Genomic DNA, 25,123 nt, shown 5'->3' on the forward strand with positions numbered 1-25,123 from the left:
TCTTTTTCTTAATCATGCAATTATACTCATAACCTATGCAGCTATTTGACTGGATCGTACTTATTGTTACACTTTTATTTATTGTTGGATACGGCTCTTGGAAAACCCGAGGAAGTAAAAACGTAGAAGATTTCATTTTAGGAAACAACGAAACACCTTGGTATACTGTAGGTCTTTCTGTAATGGCGACACAAGCGAGTGCAATTACATTTTTATCGACTCCAGGACAAGCTTATCACGACGGAATGGGGTTTGTGCAATTCTATTTTGGCTTGCCAATTGCAATGATTGTTATTTGTTTGACTTTTATTCCGCTATATCATAAAAGCAAAGTTTATACAGCTTACGAATTTTTAGAAAAAAGATTTGATGTAAAAACCCGTTCGCTTGCTGCAATCTTGTTTTTAGTACAAAGAGGTCTAGGAACTGGTTTAACTATATATGCTCCAGCCATTATCTTATCTGCCCTTTTAGGCTGGAATCTAACTGTAATGAATATCATTATCGGAGTTTTAGTAATCATATATACCTTTTCTGGAGGAACAAAGGCGGTAAACGTTACGCAAAAACAGCAGATGTTTGTCATTATGTCGGGAATGTTTATCACGTTTTTCTTGATTCTGCATTATCTTCCAAACGATATGACTTTTAATAGCGCACTGCATATTGCGGGCGCAAATGATAAAATGAATATTGTTGACTTTTCTTTTAATCCTGAAGAAAAATATACTTTTTGGAGCGGTATTACCGGCGGTTTCTTTTTAGCACTCGCCTATTTTGGTACAGATCAATCTCAAGTGGGACGTTATTTATCGGGGAAATCAGTACGCGAAAGTCAAATGGGATTAATCATGAATGGGCTTCTAAAAGTACCAATGCAGTTCTTTATTCTTTTAACAGGAGTTATGGTTTTTGTATTTTTCCAATTCAATCCCGTTCCTTTAAATTTTAATCCAAATAATAAAATTGCAATTGAAAAGTCGGCCTACAAACAAGAATATCATGTTTTGGAAGAAAAGCTAGTTAAGCTTTCTGAAGATAAAAAAGTTATCAATTTATTATATATTGATCAGCTGAATCAGGATTATGATAATCCGATCTTGCGTAAAGAATTAGTCGCTTTATCTAATAAAGAAAAAGATCTTCGCGATAAAGCAAAAGAAATTATTTCGAGAGCCGACAGCAATTCAGAAACCAATGACAAAGATTATGTATTCTTTCATTTTATTCTGCATTATTTGCCAAAAGGCCTTATTGGATTATTATTGGCGGTTATTCTTTCGGCAGCAATGTCATCAACCGCTTCTGGACTAACAGCACTGGCTTCTACAACGGCAATTGACATTTATAAGAGAAATCAAAAAGAAGAAAAATCAGAGAAACATTACTTGCATGTCACTAAGTTCTTTACTCTTTTCTGGGGAATTGTAGCGATACTTTTTGCCTGTGTTGGAACTTTATTCGAAAACTTAATTCAGCTTGTAAACATTATTGGTTCTATTTTCTACGGCACAGTTCTCGGAATATTCCTTGTCGCCTTTTACACGAAAAGAGTTCAGGCAAAACCAATGTTTATTAGCGCCATAATAAGTCAGATTACAATTTTCTTCATTTTTTATTTTATGATTTACAGACAGGAAAAACTGGGTTATTTATGGCTTAACTTTATTGGAGCTATTTTGACTATTGTATTGGCGCTTCTACTTCAGTTTTTGTTCTTTAAAGGAAAATCGGATGATAATGAGTTAGTTTTAGATTAGACTTTTAGAAATTCTATACTTTGATAAAATGACAAAATAAGAATTTTTATTTCATTTACATGGAGCAAGTATAATAGCTTTAAAATTTGCTGAACGATATGTCAAAGATAAATTAGAGACAGATTTTAAATACAATGTAATTCTTAGTGTAAGTACGGATGATCCTAGCTTAACACCGTTTGATCTATACCCAGAAGATCAAGGAACAATAAAGCTAGATTTAACTGATACCGAAGTTGTTGATTTGCTATATCGAAAAAATAAAGTTCCAGTTTGGATTGATATTAGCGTTTTAAAATCAAGTAAAAAAAGTACAACCTTTAATCTATTATGTGCTGGAAGATATACCGATAATAAGGACGAGTATTATTATAACAGAAATGGTTCTGGTCCTTTTGGAATAAAAGGTCCAAATTTCCCTTTAGATTATGTCGAAGGAGAGAAATTTAAATTGCACGATAATTTTTTATTTTCATTGAAAGACTTTTTTGTTTCCTTCATTAAATTTATAAAATAGAAAAACCATTTCGTTCCAATACAATTCTTCATTTATTGTAAGTAAAAAAGACTATTTTAGTAAGTTGTAAAACTGACCTAAAACTAACCAATTTTACGCTGAAAAAATGAAGATTTCAGACGATTTAGAAAAGCTATTGCCATTTGGCTATCTCTTTTTGATTGTAATGGGAATACTAAAAGACAGTATTTATTATTATCAATTCGGAATTAATATCTTAAGGTATTCTACCATAATGGACGTTTTAATTAGTCCAATAGCTGAATTTACCTCAAACCCAATTATTCTTGGAGCCATCATTATACTTTTTTTGATGCATTATTATCTTCCTTCTTTTTTGGCAAAGAATAAAGATTTGGCCTTCGTAAAAAAATCTTTTGAACTAAAATCAACTGATGCATTATCTCCGGAAGAAACTAAAAGCTATTATAATGGCATTGCTATAAAATCACTTGTAATTTTTCTGCTGTCTTTTTTTCTTGGTTATGGAATGGCAGGAGGTTATTTTACTAAGAAAAAACTAAAAGAAAACAAATTGGATTACAGCTATCAAATGGATTTTAACGAAGGTGAATCTAAAAACGTTTTTGTTATCGGAAACAATAGTTTGTACTACTTTTATTTTGTCAAAGGAGATAAAAAAGTAAAAATCACTCCGTTGGCTGCTATCAAAAACATTGAACTCGTTGAAAATAAAATGATTGATTAAATTCTTGTTATCTAAAAAAAGCTTTATGAAAGACCAAAGGAAATACAGTAATAAAACCAAAGCTGCTTTTATATTACTAGTTGTAATGCTTATCATTCTGCTTGGTAACTTTAATACGTTGCGAAATTCAAAAAACGTAAACGATAATATCAATGCTATTTACAAAGACCGATTGGTTGTGGCTCATTACATTTTTCAATATTCTAAAGAACTTAATTTTATAAAAGCTGAAGCTGAAAAACTAGATTTAAGCGATAATATCAAGAAAGATGAAATTATTCAAACCTTAGACATTATTCATAATATTGATGATTTGTATGCTAAAACGGTTTTAACAAATAAAGAAAAACTGTACTTTGATGCCTTTTTACTTTCATGCAAAGAAATCAACAAACAGGTTGAAAATAAGGATTGGAATAAAATAGCCAGTTCGAGTGCGCAAGCATTAAAAACTCTCGAATCACTTTCGCAAATTCAGATTGAGGAAGGAAAAGCAAAACTGGCTGCAGCAAATGCTATGTACAGTAGGAACAATGTACTTGGCCAACTTCAAATCGCATTGCTGATTGTTCTAGGAGGCATTACTTTTTATTTATTAATTATAAAGAAAATAAAAAGGACGGTAAAAATTCCTGAACCGCCCTCTATGAATTAAATTTCTTATAGTTTTCTTTCTTCTTCTTTTATGGAAAGATCATTTATACTTGCAAAACGTTTTTGCATCAAACCATTTGAATCAAACTCCCAGTTCTCATTTCCGTAGGCTCTAAACCAGTTTCCTTCAAGATCTTGATATTCATACTCAAATCGAACTGCAATTCTATTTTCGGTATGCGCCCAATATTCTTTTTTAAGTTTATAATTTTTCTCCCTTTTCCATTTTTGCGTTAAGAACTTTACAATTTCCTCTCTTCCGTTTACAAATTGATTTCTGTTCCTCCACTCACTGTCAATAGTATAGGCTTTTGAAACTCTTTCTGGATCCTGACTGTTCCAAGCATCTTCTGCTAGTTGAATTTTCTCTATTGCTGTTTCATACGAGAAAGGTGGCAATGGCAATTTCTGTTCCATAATAATTAGATTAAAGTTTTAATAATTTTCTTGGTTTGCTCAATAAGTTGATTTGATTTAAAAAGTTGACTTTCTATAATGCAACTCTCAAAAAGCAGATACACGTGATCTGATAAAAGAGTATCATCTAAAATTTCAGTAAAATAGACCCGTAAATCAGCTTTATGATTTTGAATTACGTCTAAAATTTTAATATTATCTGATTGAATTTCTGATAGAATATTTAGAAAACTGCAGCCTCTAAAATTTTCCTTTTTATTCATATACATTAAGAAATCAAAAGAAGCTAAAATTTTCAGTTTCCTATCCTCTTCTTTGGATGTAAACTTTTGCAATTCTTCAAACCAAAAGAAATGACGCTGATTTAAAAAGGCCACGCACAAATCTTCCTTAGATTTAAAATGCTGATAAAAACTTGCCTTTGCAACTTTTGCCTCTTCAATAATTTGATTGATGCCCGTCGCATTATACCCTTGTGTGTGAAATAAAGTAAATGTTTTTTCTAATATTCTTTCTTTTGGCAACATAGCATCGTGATTTATATTTGCAAATATAAAACATTTTTACAAACAAACAGACAGGTCTGTCTATTTTATTTTAAAGACAAAAAAAATCCAAAACTCATAAGTTTTGGATTTTGATATTTTAAAGATTGGAATTTACTAATTCGAAAGAATTGTTATCTGCTCCACTCAGCAATACTGTCTTTGTTCAATTTTACGTAATCGGCATTGTTTGCTGCTTCTGCAGATGCCAAAGAAGCTTTTGCAGTTTCGATTGCTCCTTTTTTATCACCTTGTTTTGCCTGAATCTGTGATTTTAATCTTGTCACATAATATGGTTTATCCGTACTCATATCAAGCGCTTTGTCTACGTAATTTCTAGCAGTTTCGATATTTCCGTTTGATTGGAATAAATATTGAGACGCCGCAAAATAATCATTCCAAGTTGGTCCTGCCAAAGCTTTATCAATACTTGCCACAGCAATTTTAGCTGTTGGAACTTCAAATTTTAAAGCTACATGAGAATTTTCCCAAGCGATATCTAAATATCCAAAATTAGGATCTAATCCGTTGATTCCTATTGTAAAGGTTTCAACTGGAGTTGGCAATGCATCTTCTTTAACTGTAGTTTTTAAAGCTACGTACGAATCGCTCCAGTTTTCTGGCAATCCCCAGTTATCAGTAGAAAGATAGAAAATGATATCCCAGCTTTCGATTCTAGGAACTGTATAAATCGCATATTTTCCTTTTTTTAGCGTTTTTCCGTCGATTATCACGTCATCGCTAAAATTAATAATTGTATTTTCATTTGCTCCAGTTCTCCATAATTTTCCAAACGGAACTAAATTTCCGAACACAGCTCTTCCTCTTGCCCCTGGTCTTGAATACGTAACTTCAACATCGGTTAAACCAACAGTTTGTTTGATATATCCCTTTGGACTCGCCTGCGGAGTTTTTACTTGCGCTTCTGATGCTAACGGTGCTAAGATCAGGGCTAAAGCAATAAGTAGTTTCTTCATTATTTTAAGTTTTATTTTTATCCAAATTTACAAATTCAATTAGGGAACAAATGTTAAATTTTATATAATTCAGTCCTTTAACTGTGATATTTTTTCAGCATTCAATTCATTAAAATGTTCTATAACTAAATCAGCTTCAGATAAATCTTGAAGATGAGAATGTTCGCTATTGTATCCTATACAATAAATTCCAGCACCTTTTGCCGCTTTTATTCCATTTGTACTATCTTCAATAATAACGCATTCTTCTTTTGGTGCAACAGAAAGAGAAGCTGCATGAATAAATATCGCTGGATTTGGTTTTGATTGAGGAAAATCTTCTCCGCTCACAATATGGGTAAAATACTGATGCAGATTGAATCTAGTAAAAACACGATCAATAGTTACTTTTGAAGCCGAAGAAGCTAAAATTAATTGCATTCCACTGTTGTACAAATCTTTAATCAAATTTTCGACACCATCCAAAAGATGCAAATCTTCCTTAGTATCAAAAGCTTCATTAAAAATAGTTCTTTTTCGCTGAATCAAATCCTCCACTTCCTGTTGTACAGTTGGAAAATAACTTTTTAAGGTTTGAAATGTATTTCGAGTCGAAAATCCAGTAAACGTGGTGTACATTTCTTCTGGAACTTCGATATTTAATTCTGAGAATTGTAAATAATAGGCATAACGATGAACCGGCTCCGTGTCAACGATTACGCCATCCATATCAAAAATTACTGTTTTAATCATTTTTTTAAGTTTCTGAGATTCTGAGATACTAAGATTCTAAGGTTTCTCTTTTGTATTTAACTTTGTCAAGGTTTTAAACTTTGACAAAGTTGTTTTAAGTTCTATTTATAAATTCAAGAAGTTAAGATTCAAATGTTTCAGCTAACAAAAAACTTAGCAACTTAGAATCTTAGCATCTTAGAGCCTTACCTTTTAAGCAAATATCTAATCACCGTTTCGGCAGCGTGCAAGCCAAATAATCCTGGCATATAGCTGTTTGTTCCGTAGAATGATTTTTTAAAGTTTTTACCGTCAGTTAATTTTAAGCTTTTTTCATCTTGAATTTCAGAAGAGAAAACCACTTTTAGTTTATTGATTTTCACTTCTTTTAAACGCTTACGGACTGTTTTGGAGAAATAGCAGTTAATCGTTTTTGAAATATCTGCCACTTTTACTTTAGAAGCCAACATTTTTCCTCCCGCTCCCATGCTGCTTATGATTTTTACTCTTTTGCGTTTTGCAGCAATAATTAGATTTAATTTTGGAGTAATACTGTCAATACAATCTAAAACATAATCAAATTCTGGAGAAACAATCTCAAAAGCACGTTCTGGCGAAAGAAATTCCTGAACACGAGTTAAATTTAATTCTGGATTAATATCCATCAAACGATCGCCTACAATTTTAATTTTTGGCTGACCAACTGTCGAATGCAAAGCTGGTAATTGACGGTTAATATTCGTAATATCTACAACATCTCCGTCTACAATTGTCATGTTACCCACTCCTGCTCTTGCTAAAAATTCAGCTGCAAAAGATCCAACTCCTCCTAGCCCAACGACTAAAACATTAGATTTTTGTAAATTTTCTAATCCTTCTTTGGTAAACAAAAGCTCTGCTCTTTCTGTCCATTCTGCCATATATTCTCTTTTTTATTTTTTTGTTTCAAGTTTAATGTTTCAAGTTTTTTAGTTGTCATCTGGAACGAAGTCGAAGCCCTTTCCGCATTGGAACGCCCTTCGACTGAGCTCAGGGAGACAAACTTTGAAAACAAATTCTACTTACTTTTATTCTTTAAACAACCTTTTATAATTACTTAAAATAAGTTCTTGTAATTCTTTTAAATTTAACCCTTTATATTCAGAAGCTAATTCATAAACTTGCTGAATCGATTCTTCTATTGTATCGGTTTCCAAGAAAAAACGATCATTTGGAATATTTTGAAAAACCGTTTTTAAATCTGGATTTTTCAATAAATATTTTCCAAACGAAAGATAGAATCCAGCTGCAATTAATTGCTCTGCCAGTTGATTATTCTTTGAAAAACCGTGAATAATCATTGGAACTTCTATCTTCATTTTTTTCTTGATTGCCATTACTTCCTGAAAAGCAGCAACACAATGAATTACTACAGGTTTCTTGAATTTTTCTGCTAATTCCAATTGTTTTTCAAAAACTGAAATCTGCAAATCAAATGGAACTTCAATTCTCTTATCTAAACCGCATTCGCCTATTGCCAAACAGTTTGGAGTTTGCAGTTTTTCTTCAATAATTCTCAAATCTTCATCAATTCGATTTTCGTCAATGTACCAAGGATGAATCCCTATAGAATAAAACGAAATCGCAGCATCAAAATCTTTTGGATACTGATTCACCAATTCTATAATATTAGATTGATTGGTAAATTGATGCGTATGAAAATTAAAATATTCCATTAATGAAACGCTTTTACTCCAGCTTTAATTTCAATTTTGAGATCATTTTCCTGTGGTACAAGCGGACAAGAATACTTGTAATTGTAAGCGCAGTACGGATTATAAGCTTGATTAAAATCGATTGCTATTGTGTTTCCTTTCGGAATTTCTAAATCAATATAACGGCCTCCAATGTAGCTTTGTTTTCCACTTGTTAAATCCGAAAAAGGCAAGAAAAGATGATTTTTATATTTTTCTTGAACAATAAGATCTAAACTTTGGTAAACGGCAAGCTTAAAAGCTTTTCCATTTATTTTAAAGTTTAAAGTTCCGTATTTAATATACTTTGGAGTATAATTTCCTGAAGTTTTCATTTCAAAAACTTTTCCCCCTTTTGCTTTTTCCAAAGTAGCAGTTACAAAATACGTTTCTGAAATAGGAAAAAATTCTAAGCTTTTAAAAGTTTTCAAATCTTCAGCCATCAACGGACTCGTCTTAGGATCAGCAAATTTCGTATTAATCTTCTTTTGAAATTTTAGAACATCGCTCTTGTTGAACTTTTTTTGTGCAAAGCCAAAATTAAATACCAACAATAAAGCAAGGGCGTTTATAGTTTTCATCTTAGAAATTTTCTGCAAAAATAGTTCAAAAGTAACAAAACAGCAACCACTTAACGAGACAAAGTTTCCTAACTTTGTGACGATAATTTATCAAACAAAATGCTTAAAACTGCCTTAACTCATTACATTAACAACTTTCGAGGTTTTACCAGAGAAGTTTGGATTCTTGCTATCATCACTTTTATTAATCGCGCTGGAACAATGGTTCTTCCTTTTTTATCCAAATATTTAAAGGAAGATCTTCATTTTACCTATAACCAAGTCGGATGGATTATGGTGGCTTTTGGTCTTGGATCTATGCTAGGTTCTTGGCTTGGCGGTAAATTATCGGATAAAATCGGGTTCTATAAAATCATGATTTTTAGCTTATTCACTAGTGGCGTTTCGCTATTTTTTGTCCAATATATAACCACTTTCTGGGCCCTTTGTGCCGCAATGTTCGTTCTTATGACGATTGCAGATATGTTTCGTCCTGCAATGTTTGTGTCTCTAGGTGCTTATGCCAAACCAGAAAACCGTACTCGTGCACTTACGCTGGTGCGTCTTGCTGTAAATCTTGGCTTTGCCGCGGGACCTGCGCTTGGAGGTTTGATTATTATGGGAATGGGATATTCAGGTTTGTTTTGGGTTGATGGAGCTTCTTGTATTATTTCGATTTCAATTTTTGCCTTATTGGTAAAAGAGAAGAAAAAAGCAACTCATGATGATAAAACGGAAAGTGCTACTGATGTAAAATCGGTTTTTCACGATAAAATTTTCTGGGTTTTCTTGTTTGTAAGCTTCATTACAGCAATGATTTTCTTCCAGTTATTTACAACACTACCTTTATATCATAATGAAAAATTTAGCTTAAGCGAATTCCAAACCGGCTTATTAATGACCTTAAATGGACTTTTAATCTTTACTCTAGAAATGCCAACCGTTGGATTTCTAGAACGAAAAGCTTTTCCTAAGATTAGAATTATCATCATTGGATCGTTTGTTATGGCCAGCAGTTTCTTTTTGCTTTTAGTTAATTTCTGGGCCGGAATTTTGGTTGTGAGCATGATTTGCATTTCGATTGGAGAAGTTCTTACTTTCCCCTTTTCTAACGCTTTTGCTTTAAGCCGAGCACCTCGCGGACAGGAAGGCCGATACATGGCACTTTATACCATGAGTTTTAGTCTTGCTCATATTATTAGTTCTAAGCTTGGATTTGAAATTATTACTCGATTCGGCTATCAAATTAACTGGCTTTTTATGGCCTGCATTGGAGTTGTTGCAACAGGATGCTGTATCTGGATTAAGAATGCTTTGACCAACGAAAAAATTTCTTAAAAAACTTTTAACTTTTTAGATTCTGACAAAAGCAGACATTTCTTAATTTAAAACAAAAGAGAGTCGTACAATTCTATACGACTCTCAGTTTTAATACTATTTTTGTTTAATTTTTAAATTATTCAATTTCAAAACTTGCTTCAACTTGTATATAGCTTTTTTTACCGTTTTCAGTTTTGACTAAAAAAATAACGTAATCTTCAAGGTAATCAGCAAGTTCATAATCTCTTAATTTTAACCTTCTGTTTTCGTCATAAAATTTAGAACTCCTAATATATTCTTTAAGATTAATTTCTCTTTTTTTAGTCTTGTAATTCTTTATCTTTTGAACTCCAGTAAAGAAAAAATCCCCTACATTACCGCCACTACCATCTTTTATGTAAAAATGATTGGGAATTTCGGTAAACGTAATAATATATTGGGTATCATACGAAAAGAATAGTGTGTCTTTTACTTTTTCCTGCGCTCCTACAAAGCAAGGAAATAATGACAAAATAAAAAGTATAGCAATTTTCATATCTTCTTTTATTACATTATTCAATCAATATCAGGTTGTTGTTCTTTACCATTGTTATGACGTAAACCGATGATATTAAAAACACGATTAAAGGAAGTAAAAAAGCAATGTGTATGTTCTGGTAATTAATTCTTAATCCTGTAAGGTAAACCAGAAAAACCAATAACACTACAAAACAGCCCAAGAGAACTTTATAATTCCTACTTATTAAAAACAAAATAAGCAGAAAAAATACAGGAATAATTGATAACCCTTCCCAAAATATTCGAAAAATCATGCTACTAAAAAGGTCGTGCAAAAATTGGTAGAAATAAATCAGTAGTAGAGCAATAGTTGGAACCCCATTCTCTTGAAGCCCGAAGATTAATAGAAAAGAAAACATTGCGATGAATCTTGCAACTTTTAAATTTATTGACATGTTCTATTTGTGTTAGGTGCATTAGCTGTTTAATAATATAATTTGGACGAGAAAATAATATGGCAGCGACAGTATCTGAAGTATCAATTAAACCTGATGTAGAAATACCTAAGCAATATTTAACACTGCAGATGCAAAATCAGAAGAGTTATTTATTACACAACAAAAGAAAAAGTGCAATAGAGAAACAAACTGAAGACTTAATACACTTGTGCATATTCATTTACATTGGCTGGTTGACAAATTCTTTAATTAATAAATATCTTACAATTCATAGTTGCGAATATAAAATAATTAAATTTAATTTAACAATTAAAATATTAAAAAGCATCTACATAAGAAGTTTTACTACAATCGCAAATATAAATCTTTTGAAACCAACGAGAAGATTTATAAAAAACTGTTAGCATTTTAAATTCTGACAAAAAACAAGCATTTTCAAAGCATTTAGCGATAAAGCGCTAAGTGACGCCGAATATTATTAACTGAAGTTAGCGCTTTATGTTACTGGCAAGCTTAATAAGATTATCGAGTCAAATACCGACTTATCCACCAACGTGTGACCTGCAAAATTTATGGTGAAGATAATAGCATTGAGGAATGCACTAAACTATTCACAGAAGCAACCAAACTTAGATTAAAATAAAAAACCTCGAAAGCATTTTCGAGGTTTCAATTTTTGAACAATAAATTATCCTATCTTTTCTTTCGTTCGTTTATAAAAGTAGACAACACTTCCAATTATCAAAAGAATAAGTATTGGGTAAAAATAATTTACAACATAATATGTATCACCAATATTTAAGTTAAAATAGTAATCAGAGAAGTAAAAAAAAACAAAAAGTACAATACCAATTGTTAAGAACACTAAAAATTTATTCCTCATTTTCTGTCATTATTAAATTATTAAAAAAAGCGTTGAACATCTTAAAATAGCCAAAGTCCGCTTCCTGGAAACTGACATCTTCTATAACAAAGTTATACAATTCTTTAGGAAATTTACTATAAAGAAGTTTTTTCTCGATAATAGATTCTATTTCAAATATAATTTCTTTTAATTTTCGCCTCTCCAAATTAGCTTCCTGCAATTCAGAAATTCTCGATTCTGAAAAAAAAAGCTCAATCATATTCTTTTGACATTTAATCGCATAATAGGGTACAATTACACTTATTAATAATGAAATTGTATACATTTCACCATCTTCAATAAGCGTTACATTAAATGTCATACATCTATCGCCCCAATTAAATAAAGTGTTGTCCGTAAAATTTTTTAAGGTGTAATCATTTTCAAATTCTTTTAAAATATCTTTTGAAAAAATTTCTTTAATTTCAGAATCAAATTTTCCAATTATCTGATTTAACCTTAAATACTCATCACTGGCAATATACCTGCTATTTTCCTTATCAAAGGAAAGATTTCTAGGATACAATAAATATGCTAAATTTTTTAAAACTTTATTAATCATATAATTTAAATCTACTAATCTAGGATACAATCATCGCTCCATAACAAAGTTGTTTTATATTCAGTAGCAGGAGTGCTTGAAGTTGAGTTAAATTGCACTCTACCACCATCCTGATAATATTGATAGTTATGAATCAACCTTTCTTTAAAATATTGGTCAAGAACTAAGTCCGAAACTCGTGTTCTTCCATACTTGTCAACGACATTTTGCATTGATTCTTTAACAGCTTTAGCCGCTACATCTGCCGCAACGCCAGCCGAATAAGTAGTATTAAATCTATTAACAATAGGTGCACCAAAAGATACAGCTTGTGGACAACTGATAGCGTGAACAATTTCAACTCCCCTTTCATTTAATAAAACTATTTTAAATCGTATATTTTTAACAAGAGCTTCTTGCCAATTTGCATCTAGCTTCGCTATAAAATTAAAACTATGACAGCTAGGCGGATAGTCTTCCTCAGAAATCTCTCCAAGATAGTTCCCATTTTGGTCATAATTTGCAATATGTGCAATTCGCTGTAATCTTATAGCTTCTACATCTCCTGAACTCTCACAAGGATAAGGCAAGGTATTAGTGGTTTTAGTCACCTTTTCACCTACATAAATAACCTCTAAAATCTTTGGGCCATTGCTAATTATTCGCCAAACGTCTTGAGTTAGCCATACCGTTTGTGTATATGTCTCGGTGCATAGAGGTATCTTACTTGTAATATCGGATGGAGCATAAAACAAATTTATTGTTTTTGTTAAAATATCCAACTTATTTTTTCCTGAAACATTTGTCGCTTTGCCATTTCTAACGACAACTGAACCTAAATTTTCCCCATTAAAGAAATACACATTCAATCCCCCTGTAAAATCCTTTAGATTTGTGATAGTTTCAGGGTAAACAGCACTTTTTACGAGCGTAAAAACTTCTAAAAAGTAAGATTGCGATTTGCCTTCACTTTCAATTGCAACACCTTGATATTTCAAATGGCTTTGCAGAACGTCAGATTCAAAAGTGTTTACAACTTTTTCTTTTGCTGAAAATTCTGAAATTTTAAAATTGTCTTTTTCAATTACGTTTACATTTTCAAAATCTGCTTCCACATTTTGTGCAATATTGGAATTTGAAAATTTCGCTAATTCTAAATCAGTCTTAACGGTTTTTGCATTTTCCTGATTCTTTACTAATTCTTCATTATTGCATGATAAAAATAATAGTGCAATAAAAAAACAAACGGAATACTTAATAAATTTATGCATACTCATTTACATTGATTGGTTAATAAATTCTTTTATTTAATAAATATCTTACATTTATTACTTGCGAATATAAAACAATTAAATTTATTTTAACAAATAAAATACTAATAATAATTTATTTGTATTAAAACTTTTACTACAATGTTAAATATAAATACTTTGAATGATTGTTGAAACGTGATGCTAAATTTGAATCAAGAACAATTTGACCAACGAGAAGACTTCTTTAAAAAAAAACTTTTAACGCTCTTAAATCATTAAAATTCAATTTATTACTATTAAATTTGAATAGCATTTCTGCGTTCAAAATTAAAACCAAACTTAATTTTTAGTTAAATAACTATTTTTATAGTTGTGTAACTAAAAAAATAGTTGTAGGTTTGAATTAAAATTAGAGAAGATGCAGAAGTTAACAAACAAAGAAGAAGAAATTATGATGATTTTATGGAAGCTGAAAAAAGCTTTTGTAAAAGAAATCCAAGCCGAAATAACAGAAGATCAGCCACATTACAATACACTATCAACTATTGTGCGTAATCTGGAAGAAAAAGGATATGTTGGACATAATGCTTTTGGAAACACCCATCAATACTTTCCAATTGTAGCAATTGAAGATTACAGAAAAGGATTTATGAAAACTGCAATCGATAATTACTTCAATAGTTCTTATAAAAGTATGGTTTCCTTTTTTGCGAAAGAAGAAAAAATTTCAGCAGATGAATTGCGTGAAATTTTATTAATGATCGAAAATAAAAACGAAAAAAAATAATTAGTTTATGGAAGCAGTTTTCATTTACATCGCCAAATCAAGCAGTTTAATGCTAATGTTTTATTGTGCTTACTATTTTTTACTGCGCAAAGAAACATTTTTTAACAGCAACAGATGGTTTCTTTTATCTGGATTGATAGTCTCAGTAATTTTACCATTATTGACTTACACAAAAGTAATTTGGATTGATGCTGCTCCTAATTTTGATACAAGTATCCAAACAACATTAATAAGTAACTCAGACAGCGAATCGGTAGAATTTAATTGGAATTATATTATTCTTGGCCTATACGGGATTGGTCTTTTTGTTTTTCTTTCAAAACTGGCAATTGACTTTTATAGTTTAAATTCTATTATAAAAGGAAAAAAAATCAAACAACAAGCTGATTTCAAATTCGTAGATATCAACGAAAACATCACGCCTTTCTCCTATTTCGAATATATTGTGTACAACTCATCACTTTACACCGCATCAGAATTAGAGAGCATTTTGGAACATGAAAAAGTGCACAGCGATCAAAATCATACTTTTGATGTATTGATTTCGAGAATCTTCAGTATCATTTTCTGGTTCAACCCGATTATATGGCTTTACAAAAAGGCAATCACTCAAAATCTGGAGTTTATTGCTGATAGCGAGGCTTCTAAGAAACTTTCAGACAAAAAAGCATATCAATACACGCTTTTAAAAATAACAACACACGAAAATTGTGTTGCAATCACCAATCATTTTTATCAATCATTAATCAAAAAACGAATCGTCATGTTAAACAAAAATCAATCAAAAAAGAGCAATGCATGGAAGTATTACACCGTAATTCCTGCCCTAGCCGCTTTTGTATTTTTATTTCAAGTAGAAGTAGTTGCAAAAGAAAGGCAGGAAAATGTGAAAATAGTTTCGAACGAAATTAAATCTGTCAATGTTTTTAAAATCACAAAAAAAACGACAGATGCCGAATTTAAAGATCTTAAAAAAGATTTAAAATCAACTTATAATATTGATCTAGAGTTTTCTGACATCAAAAGAAACTCAAAAAATGAACTAACATCTCTTAAAGTTGATATTATTAATGGTGCGCAAAAATCTCAATCTCTGCAAAGTGGAGATCAAGCGATCAAAGATTTTGGAATTGTTGTTACTACAAACAAAAACGGCACCATAAAAGCTGGAATCCAAACCTTTAACGAAAAAGTTGCTGTAAGCAAAAAAGTAAGTGAAAACGAAAAAACAAGCAAAACTTCTAAAACAGCAGTAAGCAAAAATTTAACTACTAATACAGAAACCAATGTTAACACTAATTCTAATACTAGTACAAAAACTAATAGTAATAGTAGTGCAAATTCTAGCACTACTGTAATTGTAGATAAAGACAATAATACGGTCATTACTACTTCTTCTGATGAAGGTACATCTGTTGCTGTTGCAAATGGTGTAAAAACTAATGTAAAAATAGGTTTTCCGCTTGTAATTTTAGATGGAAAAGATATGCCTTCTGACTTTGATATTAACAGCCTTTCCCCTAGCACGATTAAATCGGTAAAAGTTTTCAAAAGCTTAGATGCCTTAGCTTTATATGGTGATAAAGGCGAAAATGGTATCATCGAAATTAGAAGCAAAAAATAAAAAAGTAATTTTAAATCACTGAGAAATGCAAAAACTGACCAATAAAGAAGAAGAAATCATGCATATTTTATGGAAGCTAAAAAAAGCTTTTGTAAAAGAAATTCAAGCAGAGATTTTAGAAGATCAGCCACATTATAACACTTTGTCTACCATTGTTCGTAATCTGGAAGAAAAAGGATATGTTGCCCATAATGCTTTTGGAAATACGCATCAATATTATCCAGCAGTAAGTATCGAAGACTACAGAAAAGGGTTCATGAGCACTGCAATTGATAATTATTTTAATAGCTCGTACAAAAGCATGGTTTCTTTTTTTGCTAAAGAAGAAAAAATTTCGGCAGACGAATTGCGTGAAATCTTAGACATGATCGAAAATCCAAAAGCAGGTAAGTAATCAAAATAGTTATGGAAGCACTTTTCATTTTTATCTTAAAATCAAGCGGGTTATTAGCAATGTTTTACTTTGCTTACATCTTTTTACTTCGCAAAGAAACTTTTTTTAACAGTAGCCGCTGGTTTTTAATTGCGGGATTAATCACTTCTGTAGTATTGCCTTTTGTAGTTTATACGAAAGTGATTTGGGTTGAAGCGCCTCCAGTGCCAGCGCCAGATCCAATAATTACAACTACAACAACTGATGTAGCGAATATTCCAACTTCAAATCATGAAGTTGCTATTTATAGCACTCAGTATAAGCCAACAACAGTTTCTGTTATTGAAGAAGAGAATTTTGATATCAATTGGACTTTGGTTGTAGCTGTCGTTTACGGAATTGGTTTCTTGGCTTTTATGATCAAATTTGCGCTTGATTTTTACAGTCTGAATTCTGTTTTAAAGGGAAAAAAGATTGAACAGCAGGAAGATTTTAAATTTATCGACGTTAATGAAAATATTGCTCCTTTCTCCTATTTCGATTACATTGTATATAACTCATCACTATATACTTCGACAGAATTGGAAAGCATTTTGGAACACGAAAAAGTGCACAGCGATCAAAAGCATACCGTTGATGTTTTGATCTCTAGAATCTTTTGTATTCTATTTTGGTTTAACCCAATTATCTGGCTTTATAAAAAAGCTATTCTACAAAACCTTGAATTCATTGCAGATAGTGAAGCTTCTAAAAAAATTGCCGACAAAAAAGCGTATCAATACACACTTTTAAAAATCACAACACATGAAACTTGTGTTGCAATCACCAATCATTTCTATCAATCATTAATCAAAAAACGAATTGTCATGTTAAACAAAAATCAATCAAGCAAAAGAAATTACTGGAAGTATTCGGCTGTAATACCGGCTCTTGGTGCGTTTGTTCTTTTATTTCAAATAAGAACCATTGCACAAGAAAAGAAACAGGCTGAAGTTGCAACAATCCAAAGCGACACTGTTAAAGATACGGAACAAACAATCAAAATTACTAAAAACACGACTGATAAGGAATTAAATGAATTGCCAGGACAATTAAAAGCAAATCATAATCTGGATGTCGAAATTTCGGACGTCAAAAGAAACAGCAAAGAAGAATTGACTGCGATTCAAATCAAAGTAAAATCGGATTCTGGTAAAAAACAAATGATCAGAATTGACGGAGACGAAGCTATTAAAGACTGCGAATTAGCAATTGGAACAAACGAAAATGGATCAAAGGCTATTGTAATTAATACTGATGGAAATTTCAGAACACCAATGATTATCAAGAACAACAAAGTTATTGTTCGTACTTTTGGAAATGGAGAATCTGATGTTGCAGCTCCCGTACCTCCAACTCCACCTGCATTTCCTTCAGGGCCAATGCCTCCTGTTCCAGCAATTGATATGTCAAAAATGCCAAAGCCTCCTGTTGCTCCAAAAAATCCAAAGGATAAAGTAGCAATGGCTAAGTTTGAAAAAGACATGGAAGCGTTTGGAAAACAGATGGAAGCATTTGAACCTCAAATGAAAGAATACGAAAAACAAGTTGAAGCGATCATGTCGCAAAGATCTGAAATCTATGAAAAAGAAATGGCGAAATATGAAATTGCCATGGAAAAATTCAGCGCTAACATGGAAAAGTTTAACTACGACTTTAATTTCAAATTCGGAGACGATTCTAAAGACTATGAAAATAGCATGAAACAATATGAGCAAGACATGAAACAGTATGAGCTTGACATGAAACAACATGCAAAAGATATGAAACAGCATGCTAAGGACATGAAACAACATGAAAAAGACATGAAGCAGCATGAAAAAGATATGAAAGAAATGGAAAAGCAGAATAAAAAAGCTTAATTCTAATGAGATTCTTTCTTACCGTCTCTTTACTATTCGTTCTTAATTTATCTTTTAATCAAAAAAACGCTGACAAATCAACAGAACAAAGAATTGACAATTATATAAAAGAAGTAATAGCAATTAATGAAATTCCCGGTGTGGCATTGGCAGTAATAAAAGATGGTAAAATTGTTTATGAAAAATATTTTGGAAAAGCTTCTATAGAAGATGATAAAGCAGTGGATAAAAACACTGCTTTTAAAATTTTTTCAACTACCAAATTAATTACCAATGTTGGGATATTTCAACTTATTGAACAAGGAAAGTTATCACTTGATGATCCTATTTCAAAATATTTAGAAAATACTCCTAAAGAATGGCAAGATGTAAAAATTAAAAATTTGCTTTCTCATTCTTCCGGACTTCCTGATATTATTAGGTTTCAAGAAATTCCGATAACGGCACCATTTGACAAAAAAATAGCTTTACTGTCTCAAAAACCGATGGATTTTAAAACAGGAAATCAATATCATTACAATCAAACTAATTATTTGTTTCTGGCTAAAATTATCGAAAAAATTACTGGTTTAACTTTTGAAGAATACATTTTACAAAATCAGTTTTCTTCTGTAAAATCAGGCGTTTATTTTTCGTCCAATTTTGGCGAAATGGTACCCAATAGTGCTTTTAGATACAACTATGACGATCAAACAAAAAAATACGTTAAAAGCACTTCAAACTTTGGTACCGACGCTCATTCTGCAAACGGTTTAAATATTTCTTTGCCGAATTTTATTCGTTGGAATGAAAATCTCGATAGAGACCTTTATCTTCAAAAAGAAACCAAAAACAATATGTGGAAACCGTTTCCATTTGCTGACAACACAGATCGTTTTGCTTTCGGCTGGGAAATTGTACCTGTTAATAAAGTTCTTTCATACGGCTTTACCGGTGGCAATGAAACTGCTTTTAGAAAGTTTATTGACCGTGATTTAACGATAATCTTTTTGTCTAATGGCCATAAATATTCCAATTTATATGTACAAAGCCAAGTAATCAATCATGTTGCTTCGATTGTAGATAAAACACTTACAGATGATTTTTTACTAGACGGAGAAAAAATCAATCAGAATTTTCTAAAACTAGACTTTACAAAAGCGCAACAGAATTATTTATCCATAAAAAAGAATCATCCTGATTGGGACTTTGAATATCGATTGAATGTTATTGGCTATACATTAATGGATCATGGACGATTGCATGACGGTATAAAAGTCTTAGAACTTAACGCAAAAGAGAATCCAAAATCTGGAAATGCTTTTGACAGTTTGGCTGATGGCTATTTTAGAAATAATGAATTGGCACTTTCGAAAGAAAACTATCAAAAAGCATTATCTCTTTCTCCTGATAACAATAATGCAAAAGAAATGCTGGAGAAAATTAGCGCAATGTTAGCGAAGTAATCTACATTTCCTTTAATAAATGAAAAAACATATTTTCAAAAATGAAAAAGCTCATTATACTCCTGTTTTTATGCTTAAGCTTTTCAATTCTAGCGCAGAAGAATACAGCTGAAAAAAGTATTTTTATTGCAATGGACAAAACAGCTTCGCTTTTAATAGGAAAGTCAAAAGCCAATTCTATCTCAATTGGAGTAGTTAAAAATGGAAAAACTTATACCAGACATTACGGCGAAATTGATAATGGAAAAGAAAACGTTGCAAACAACAATACTGTCTTTGAAGTCGCCTCTATAACGAAACTATTTACAGGTTTACTGACTGCACAAGCAGTTTTAGAAGGAAAATTGAATCCAGACGATGATATTAGAAAATATATTACTGGCTCCTACCCCAACTTAGAATATAACGGAACTCCAATAACGATTAAAGATTTGGTTTCTTTTAGAACTGGTTTTGATAAAGATCTTCCTGATACTGCCGAATTAAGAAAAAACCGAAACGATAGTAGTTATTTAGCTTTTAAAAAGATGGATGAAACGTATACTCGTGAAAAATTTTTTGAAGATCTTAAAACTATAAAATTAGACACTTTACCAGGAACAAAATTCAAATACAGCAACGGAAGCCTGAATCTTACGGCTCACATTTTAGAAAATGTTTATGGCAAAAGCTATGAAACGCTTTTGAAAGAAAATATTTTTTCAAAACTAGACATGCAATCAAGCGGTATAAATTTAAGTCCAAATACTGTTATAGCGAATGGGTATAATCTAAAAGGCGTTCTAATGCCTAACATTTCAGACAATCTTTGGGGTGCTGCAGGAAGATTAAAATCTACTTTAGGTGATTTGACTAAATTTATTGCTTATGAACTAAATACAAAAAATAAAGTTGTTCAAGAATCGCAACGAAATCTATTAAATAGCCCAACAACTTGGAACGGTTATTTCTGGGATTATATTCAAGTGGATGAAAACGGAAAAAACTGCTGGAAACACGGGGGTGCCTTTGGAACTCAAAATATGCTGGTTGTTTATCCTGAACGTCAATTAGGAATTTCAATTATCGTAAATATAAGTGATGAAAACACAGGCAATGCACTTGGTGAAGCTATTACAAAGCTCTCTAATGATTTATTGAGCGAAAACAAAAAACAATCTGGCATTTACGGTTACAAAATCGTTAACGACAATGTTGTATTTGTCTATGAACATGATAAGAATTTAGATCCGAATTTGGTTAAAAGTGTTTCAATAGCGGGTTCTTTTGACCAATGGAATCCAAATGACCAGGATTTTCAAATGATTCAGAAAAGTAAAAACACATTTGAACTATCGGTTCCAAAATCGAAATTTGAAAAAAACAAAACACATCTTTTCAAATTTGTCATCAATAAAACGGGATGGATGGAAGCTCCCAAAAATGCCATAAATCGCGAAAGCGATGGCGACGAAAATCTGATTCTCAAAATTTAAATACTTTTACATTTTACTACCCAAAAGACTTTGTTTCAAACACAAAGTCTTTTTTTTTTATCTTTGCCGAAACAAATCTACTATGTATAAATTATTAGCTAAACTAAATAAACTACTTTTGCCAAGCTTTACCAAACAAGGTCTAGATATTTCTAAGGCTACGAAATGGCAAATGGCTATTATTGGTTACCGCGCCTATGTTACAAAAAGAGCATTGGACAATTAATTTAGAATACATTTTATTATCCGACAGCAATTATTTTTTTATGATTCTGTCTTATTTTTTATGAAAAACCGAGATTTCAGCCTTCCTCCTGTTCCAGCAGTATTATTAGCGATTATTAGTGTTCAATGTGGGGCTGCAATTGCCAAAACACTATTTCCTACAATCGGCGCAGCTGGTACGGCATCTATGCGTATTGGTATTTCGGCGTTAATTCTATTACTGGCTTACAGACCAAATCTAAAAGCGATAACTCCACAACAATGGAAAATTGTAATTCCGTATGGTTTGTCATTGGGAGCTATGAATTTAATTTTTTATCTCGCAATAGAAAAAATTCCAATTGGCCTAGCCGTGACTTTAGAGTTTGTTGGTCCTTTAATACTTGCTATAGCAGGTTCAAAACGCTTGGTTGATTACTGTTGGGTGATGTTGGCTGCGATTGGTATTTTATTAATTGCACCATGGACAAACGATCGCTTAGATCCTATCGGCATTATATGTGCACTTTTGGCTGGAGCATTTTGGAGCGCTTATATAGTTTTAGGAGGCAAAATTTCGAAAATAATGAACGATGGTTATGCCGTTACAACCGGAATGTTGTTTGCAGCCATTTTAGTCTTACCTTTTGGTTTCCTAGAAAGCGGATTAAACAATCTTACACCAAAATTATTCGGAATGGGTGTGGCTCTTGCTCTTCTGTCTAGTGCTATTCCGTTTACTTTAGAAATGAAGGCTTTAGGAAAACTTCCGCCTCGTACTTTTAGCATATTAATGAGTCTAGAACCGGCGGCAGCTTCTATTTGTGCTTTTATATTTCTTCAAGAAAGTTTAAACTTCTACGAAATTCTAGCTGTACTTTGCGTTATAATTGCTTCTGCAGGAAGTACTTTAACTGCTAAAAAATAATCTTGGAAAAATCTCAAAATAAAAAATCCAAATTCCAATTTAAGCTTGGAATTTGGATTTTTTTTAGAATTTAAAACTAATTATTTCTTTGGAAGCAAAACAGCATCTATAACATGAATTACACCATTTGATTGATTAACATCTGCAATGGTAACTTTTGCTTTACTGCCATTCTCGTCAGTAATATATAAATCTTTACCTTTCATCCATGCAGTAAGGTTTCCACCGCTTACTGTTTTAATCGTTGCTTTCCCTTTTCCGTCTTTTATTGCTTTTGCAATATCAGCAGAACTCCATTTTCCAGAAACAACATGATAGGTTAAGATCGTTTGTAATTTCTTTTTATTTTCTGGTTTTAATAATGTCTCTACAGTTCCTTTTGGCAATTTATCAAATGCGGCATTTGTAGGAGCAAAAACAGTAAACGGACCAGCTCCTTTTAATGTTTCAACTAAATCGGCAGCTTTTACTGCGGCTACTAATGTTGTGTGATCTTTTGAATTAACAGCATTTTCAATAATATTTTTGTTTGGATACATTGCTGCACCACCCACCATTACTGTTTTTTGTGCATTTGATGTAAATGCAAATCCTAAAGCTAAAACTGCTACTGCGAAAAATTTTCTAGTTTTCATAATTAATTTTTTAAGTTATAATGTCATTTACGATGATTAATTCCTTTTGGTTTTAAGAAAAATGGAAATACTTAAAAAGAATATTGAAAAATTATCATTTAACACTCAATAGCAAGCATTTAATATCTAAGGAGAATTTTAAATATTTTTAAAATCCTGATGATTTTTGCATTCTTTTTATTTTTACGAAATGAAAATCACCGGATTACATCCAAAAAAATTACTCCTTAAAAAAACAAAATAATTAGCTTCAAATTAAACTTAAAACAAAGAAAGCCCTGAAGTAAAAACAAAAAAAGTCCCACATTACTATGGGACTTTTTATTTACAAAAAAGCTAAGAATTATTTTTTCTCAGTTTTTTCCATTTTAGCTTTTAATGCAGCTAATACATCATTGTTATCTCCTAAAGTTGCAGCTGGTGCATTAGTAGTAGAGTTAGATGAAGTATTTTCAGTTGCAGCTTTCACATTTTTCTCTTCTTCTTCTCTGAAGATAGCAGTGTGAGAAGCAACTACTCTTTTGAATTCTTTGTTGAATTCAATTACTTTGAAATCAGCAGTATCACCTTTTTTCAATTTCTTTCCGTCTTCTTTTTCAAGGTGACGAGTTGGAATGAAAGCAACGATATCATCTCCGAATTCTACAGTAGCTCCTTTGTCAACGATTTCAGAAATCTCACCGTTGTGGATAGTTCCTACAGCGAAAGAATCTTCGTATTGATCCCAAGGATTAGCAGTAGTTTGTTTGTGACCTAAAGATAATTTACGTCCTTCAACATCTAATTCTAATACAACAACATCAAGTTTTTCACCAACGTTTACAAACTCAGATGGGTGTTTAATTTTCTTAGTCCAAGATAAGTCAGAGATGTAGATTAATCCATCAATTCCTTCTTCTAATTCTACGAAAATACCAAAGTTTGTAAAGTTTCTAACGATACCTGTATGTTTAGAACCTACTGGGTATTTAGAAGTGATATCAGTCCATGGATCTTGAGTCAATTGTTTGATACCTAATGACATCTTACGATCGTCTCTATCTAAAGTTAAGATAACAGCTTCAACAACATCTCCAACTTTTACGAAATCTTGAGCAGAACGTAAATGAGTTGACCATGACATTTCAGAAACGTGGATTAAACCTTCAACACCTTCAGCAACTTCGATGAAAGCACCGTAATCAGCGATTACAACAACTTTACCTTTAACTTTATCACCAACAGTTAAGTTAGCATCTAAAGCATCCCATGGGTGAGCGTTTAATTGTTTCAATCCTAATTGAATTCTTGTTTTCTCATCATCGAAATCAAGGATTACAACGTTTAATTTTTGGTCTAATTCAAGAACTTCACTTGGGTGGTTGATTCTACTCCAAGAAAGGTCAGTAATGTGAATTAATCCGTCAACACCACCTAAGTCAATGAACACACCATAAGAAGTAATGTTTTTAACAACACCTTCTAATACTTGTCCTTTTTGTAATTGACCGATGATTTCTTTTTTCTGTACTTCAATATCAGCCTCGATAAGCGCTTTATGAGATACAACAACGTTTTTGAATTCGTGGTTGATTTTTACCACTTTGAATTCCATCATTTTGTTTACATATACATCGTAGTCTCTAATTGGCTTAACGTCAATTTGAGATCCAGGTAAGAACGCTTCGATTCCGAATACGTCAACAATCATACCTCCTTTAGTTCTACATTTAACAAAACCGTTAACGATTTCTCCAGTTTCATTAGCCGCAATAACTCTATCCCAAGATTTGATAGTACGTGCTTTTCTGTGAGATAATACTAATTGACCTGTTTTATCCTCACGGATATCAATTAATACTTCTACTTTGTCACCTACTTTTAAATTAGGGTTGTAACGAAATTCGTTTAAAGAAATAACACCTTCAGATTTAGCATTGATATCAACGATAACGTCTCTATCTGTAATTCTAACGACAACTCCTTCTACTACTTCTTCTTGATCTGTAGCGATGAAAGTTTTTGATACTAGTTCTTCAAACTCTTGCAAGTTTTTTTCATCTACTGCATCGATTCCTTCTTGGAAGTTGTGCCAGTTAAAATTTGCTAAAAACTCTTCTTGTGATTTTGTTTGTTCAGACATGCTGATAAAAAAATTTGTATTCTGTTTTTCTCGAGTTTCTCTATGCGATAGAAAATACAGAAGTTGTTTTAC

At 31.8% G+C, this 25,123-nt stretch carries 24 protein-coding genes; 12 read left to right on the top strand and 12 right to left on the bottom strand.

Translation table 11 applies throughout. From position 1 onward, the window contains the following. Positions 1–35: 35 nt before the first annotated feature. From M0M44_RS17840 to M0M44_RS17850, 3 genes are all read left to right on the top strand, one after another. The gene (locus tag M0M44_RS17840; protein ID WP_248726897.1) at positions 36–1,760 is read left to right on the top strand and encodes a sodium:solute symporter family protein; all 1,725 of its coding nucleotides are present in this window, start codon (positions 36–38) and stop codon (positions 1,758–1,760) included. Positions 1,761–2,383: 623 nt separating this feature from the next. Beyond that, positions 2,384–2,986: a hypothetical protein gene (locus M0M44_RS17845; RefSeq protein ID WP_248726898.1), complete on the top strand. Its 603-nt coding sequence runs from the start codon at positions 2,384–2,386 to the stop codon at positions 2,984–2,986. A 25-nt stretch (positions 2,987–3,011) separates the two neighbouring features. Then, on the top strand, positions 3,012–3,641 hold the full coding sequence (locus M0M44_RS17850) for an MCP four helix bundle domain-containing protein (protein WP_248726899.1): 630 nt from the start codon (positions 3,012–3,014) through the stop codon (positions 3,639–3,641). A 5-nt stretch (positions 3,642–3,646) separates the two neighbouring features. On the opposite strand, the gene M0M44_RS17855 is transcribed toward M0M44_RS17850, so the two are convergent. The 7 genes from M0M44_RS17855 to M0M44_RS17885 all read right to left on the bottom strand — a co-directional run bounded on the left by M0M44_RS17855 (position 3,647) and on the right by M0M44_RS17885 (position 8,604). After that, positions 3,647–4,057, bottom strand: coding sequence for a nuclear transport factor 2 family protein (locus M0M44_RS17855; RefSeq protein WP_248726900.1), 411 nt, complete (start codon positions 4,055–4,057; stop codon positions 3,647–3,649). A 5-nt stretch (positions 4,058–4,062) separates the two neighbouring features. Continuing rightward, positions 4,063–4,584, bottom strand: coding sequence for a TetR/AcrR family transcriptional regulator (locus tag M0M44_RS17860; protein WP_248726901.1), 522 nt, complete (start codon positions 4,582–4,584; stop codon positions 4,063–4,065). Positions 4,585–4,736: 152 nt separating this feature from the next. Further along, the gene (locus tag M0M44_RS17865) at positions 4,737–5,579 is read right to left on the bottom strand and encodes a DUF2911 domain-containing protein (RefSeq protein ID WP_248726902.1); all 843 of its coding nucleotides are present in this window, start codon (positions 5,577–5,579) and stop codon (positions 4,737–4,739) included. A 69-nt stretch (positions 5,580–5,648) separates the two neighbouring features. Further along, positions 5,649–6,311: an HAD family hydrolase gene (locus tag M0M44_RS17870; RefSeq protein ID WP_248726903.1), complete on the bottom strand. Its 663-nt coding sequence runs from the start codon at positions 6,309–6,311 to the stop codon at positions 5,649–5,651. A gap of 185 nt (positions 6,312–6,496) precedes the next feature. Next, positions 6,497–7,210 carry a tRNA threonylcarbamoyladenosine dehydratase gene (locus tag M0M44_RS17875; RefSeq protein WP_248726904.1) on the bottom strand — a complete coding sequence of 238 codons (714 nt, stop codon included), beginning with the start codon at positions 7,208–7,210 and terminating at the stop codon, positions 6,497–6,499. A gap of 147 nt (positions 7,211–7,357) precedes the next feature. Next, positions 7,358–8,005, bottom strand: coding sequence for a TatD family hydrolase (locus M0M44_RS17880; protein WP_248726905.1), 648 nt, complete (start codon positions 8,003–8,005; stop codon positions 7,358–7,360). Then, the gene (locus M0M44_RS17885) at positions 8,005–8,604 is read right to left on the bottom strand and encodes a DUF1684 domain-containing protein (RefSeq protein ID WP_248726906.1); all 600 of its coding nucleotides are present in this window, start codon (positions 8,602–8,604) and stop codon (positions 8,005–8,007) included. The genes M0M44_RS17880 and M0M44_RS17885 overlap by 1 nt, the downstream gene beginning before the upstream one ends. A 99-nt stretch (positions 8,605–8,703) precedes the next feature. On the opposite strand from M0M44_RS17885, the gene M0M44_RS17890 reads away from it, so the two are divergent. Beyond that, on the top strand, positions 8,704–9,921 hold the full coding sequence (locus M0M44_RS17890) for an MDR family MFS transporter (RefSeq protein WP_248726907.1): 1,218 nt from the start codon (positions 8,704–8,706) through the stop codon (positions 9,919–9,921). A 118-nt stretch (positions 9,922–10,039) separates the two neighbouring features. Here M0M44_RS17890 and M0M44_RS17895 read toward each other — a convergent pair whose 3' ends face one another. From M0M44_RS17895 to M0M44_RS17905, 3 genes are all read right to left on the bottom strand, one after another. Beyond that, positions 10,040–10,462, bottom strand: coding sequence for a hypothetical protein (locus M0M44_RS17895; RefSeq protein ID WP_248726908.1), 423 nt, complete (start codon positions 10,460–10,462; stop codon positions 10,040–10,042). A gap of 1,269 nt (positions 10,463–11,731) precedes the next feature. Beyond that, entirely contained in the window at positions 11,732–12,325 is a 594-nt protein-coding gene (locus M0M44_RS17900) for a YopX family protein (protein WP_248726909.1), read from the bottom strand. Positions 12,326–12,339: 14 nt separating this feature from the next. After that, positions 12,340–13,575, bottom strand: a complete 1,236-nt coding sequence (locus tag M0M44_RS17905) for a hypothetical protein (RefSeq protein WP_248726910.1) — start codon at positions 13,573–13,575, stop codon at positions 12,340–12,342. 400 nt (positions 13,576–13,975) lie between these two features. On the opposite strand from M0M44_RS17905, the gene M0M44_RS17910 reads away from it, so the two are divergent. From M0M44_RS17910 to M0M44_RS17945, 8 genes are all read left to right on the top strand, one after another. Continuing rightward, positions 13,976–14,344: a BlaI/MecI/CopY family transcriptional regulator gene (locus M0M44_RS17910; protein ID WP_248726911.1), complete on the top strand. Its 369-nt coding sequence runs from the start codon at positions 13,976–13,978 to the stop codon at positions 14,342–14,344. Positions 14,345–14,351: 7 nt separating this feature from the next. Next, positions 14,352–15,968, top strand: coding sequence for a M56 family metallopeptidase (locus M0M44_RS17915; RefSeq protein ID WP_248726912.1), 1,617 nt, complete (start codon positions 14,352–14,354; stop codon positions 15,966–15,968). A gap of 25 nt (positions 15,969–15,993) precedes the next feature. Then, on the top strand, positions 15,994–16,362 hold the full coding sequence (locus M0M44_RS17920; protein WP_095931144.1) for a BlaI/MecI/CopY family transcriptional regulator: 369 nt from the start codon (positions 15,994–15,996) through the stop codon (positions 16,360–16,362). An 11-nt stretch (positions 16,363–16,373) separates the two neighbouring features. Next, positions 16,374–18,242: a M56 family metallopeptidase gene (locus M0M44_RS17925; RefSeq protein WP_248726913.1), complete on the top strand. Its 1,869-nt coding sequence runs from the start codon at positions 16,374–16,376 to the stop codon at positions 18,240–18,242. Positions 18,243–18,247: 5 nt separating this feature from the next. Further along, positions 18,248–19,687 (top strand): serine hydrolase domain-containing protein, encoded by a 1,440-nt coding sequence (locus tag M0M44_RS17930; protein ID WP_248726914.1) that lies wholly within the window; start codon positions 18,248–18,250, stop codon positions 19,685–19,687. A 41-nt stretch (positions 19,688–19,728) separates the two neighbouring features. Then, positions 19,729–21,162: a serine hydrolase gene (locus M0M44_RS17935; protein ID WP_248726915.1), complete on the top strand. Its 1,434-nt coding sequence runs from the start codon at positions 19,729–19,731 to the stop codon at positions 21,160–21,162. A gap of 82 nt (positions 21,163–21,244) precedes the next feature. Further along, complete coding sequence (locus M0M44_RS17940; protein WP_248726916.1) at positions 21,245–21,388, top strand: SsrA-binding protein; 144 nt, start codon at positions 21,245–21,247, stop codon at positions 21,386–21,388. 60 nt (positions 21,389–21,448) lie between these two features. Then, a complete protein-coding gene (locus M0M44_RS17945; protein WP_248726917.1) occupies positions 21,449–22,294 on the top strand; it encodes an EamA family transporter in 846 nt (281 codons plus the stop codon). Between the two features lie 80 nt (positions 22,295–22,374). Here the strand turns inward: M0M44_RS17945 and M0M44_RS17950 are convergent, their stop codons facing one another. Next, positions 22,375–22,929: a fasciclin domain-containing protein gene (locus tag M0M44_RS17950; RefSeq protein ID WP_248726918.1), complete on the bottom strand. Its 555-nt coding sequence runs from the start codon at positions 22,927–22,929 to the stop codon at positions 22,375–22,377. Positions 22,930–23,272: 343 nt separating this feature from the next. Beyond that, a complete protein-coding gene (gene rpsA, locus M0M44_RS17955; protein ID WP_057117869.1) occupies positions 23,273–25,051 on the bottom strand; it encodes a 30S ribosomal protein S1 in 1,779 nt (592 codons plus the stop codon). Between the last annotated feature and the right edge of the window lie 72 nt (positions 25,052–25,123).

The sequence above is a fragment of the Flavobacterium humidisoli genome (genome assembly GCF_023272795.1).
GTDB lineage: Bacteria > Bacteroidota > Bacteroidia > Flavobacteriales > Flavobacteriaceae > Flavobacterium > Flavobacterium humidisoli.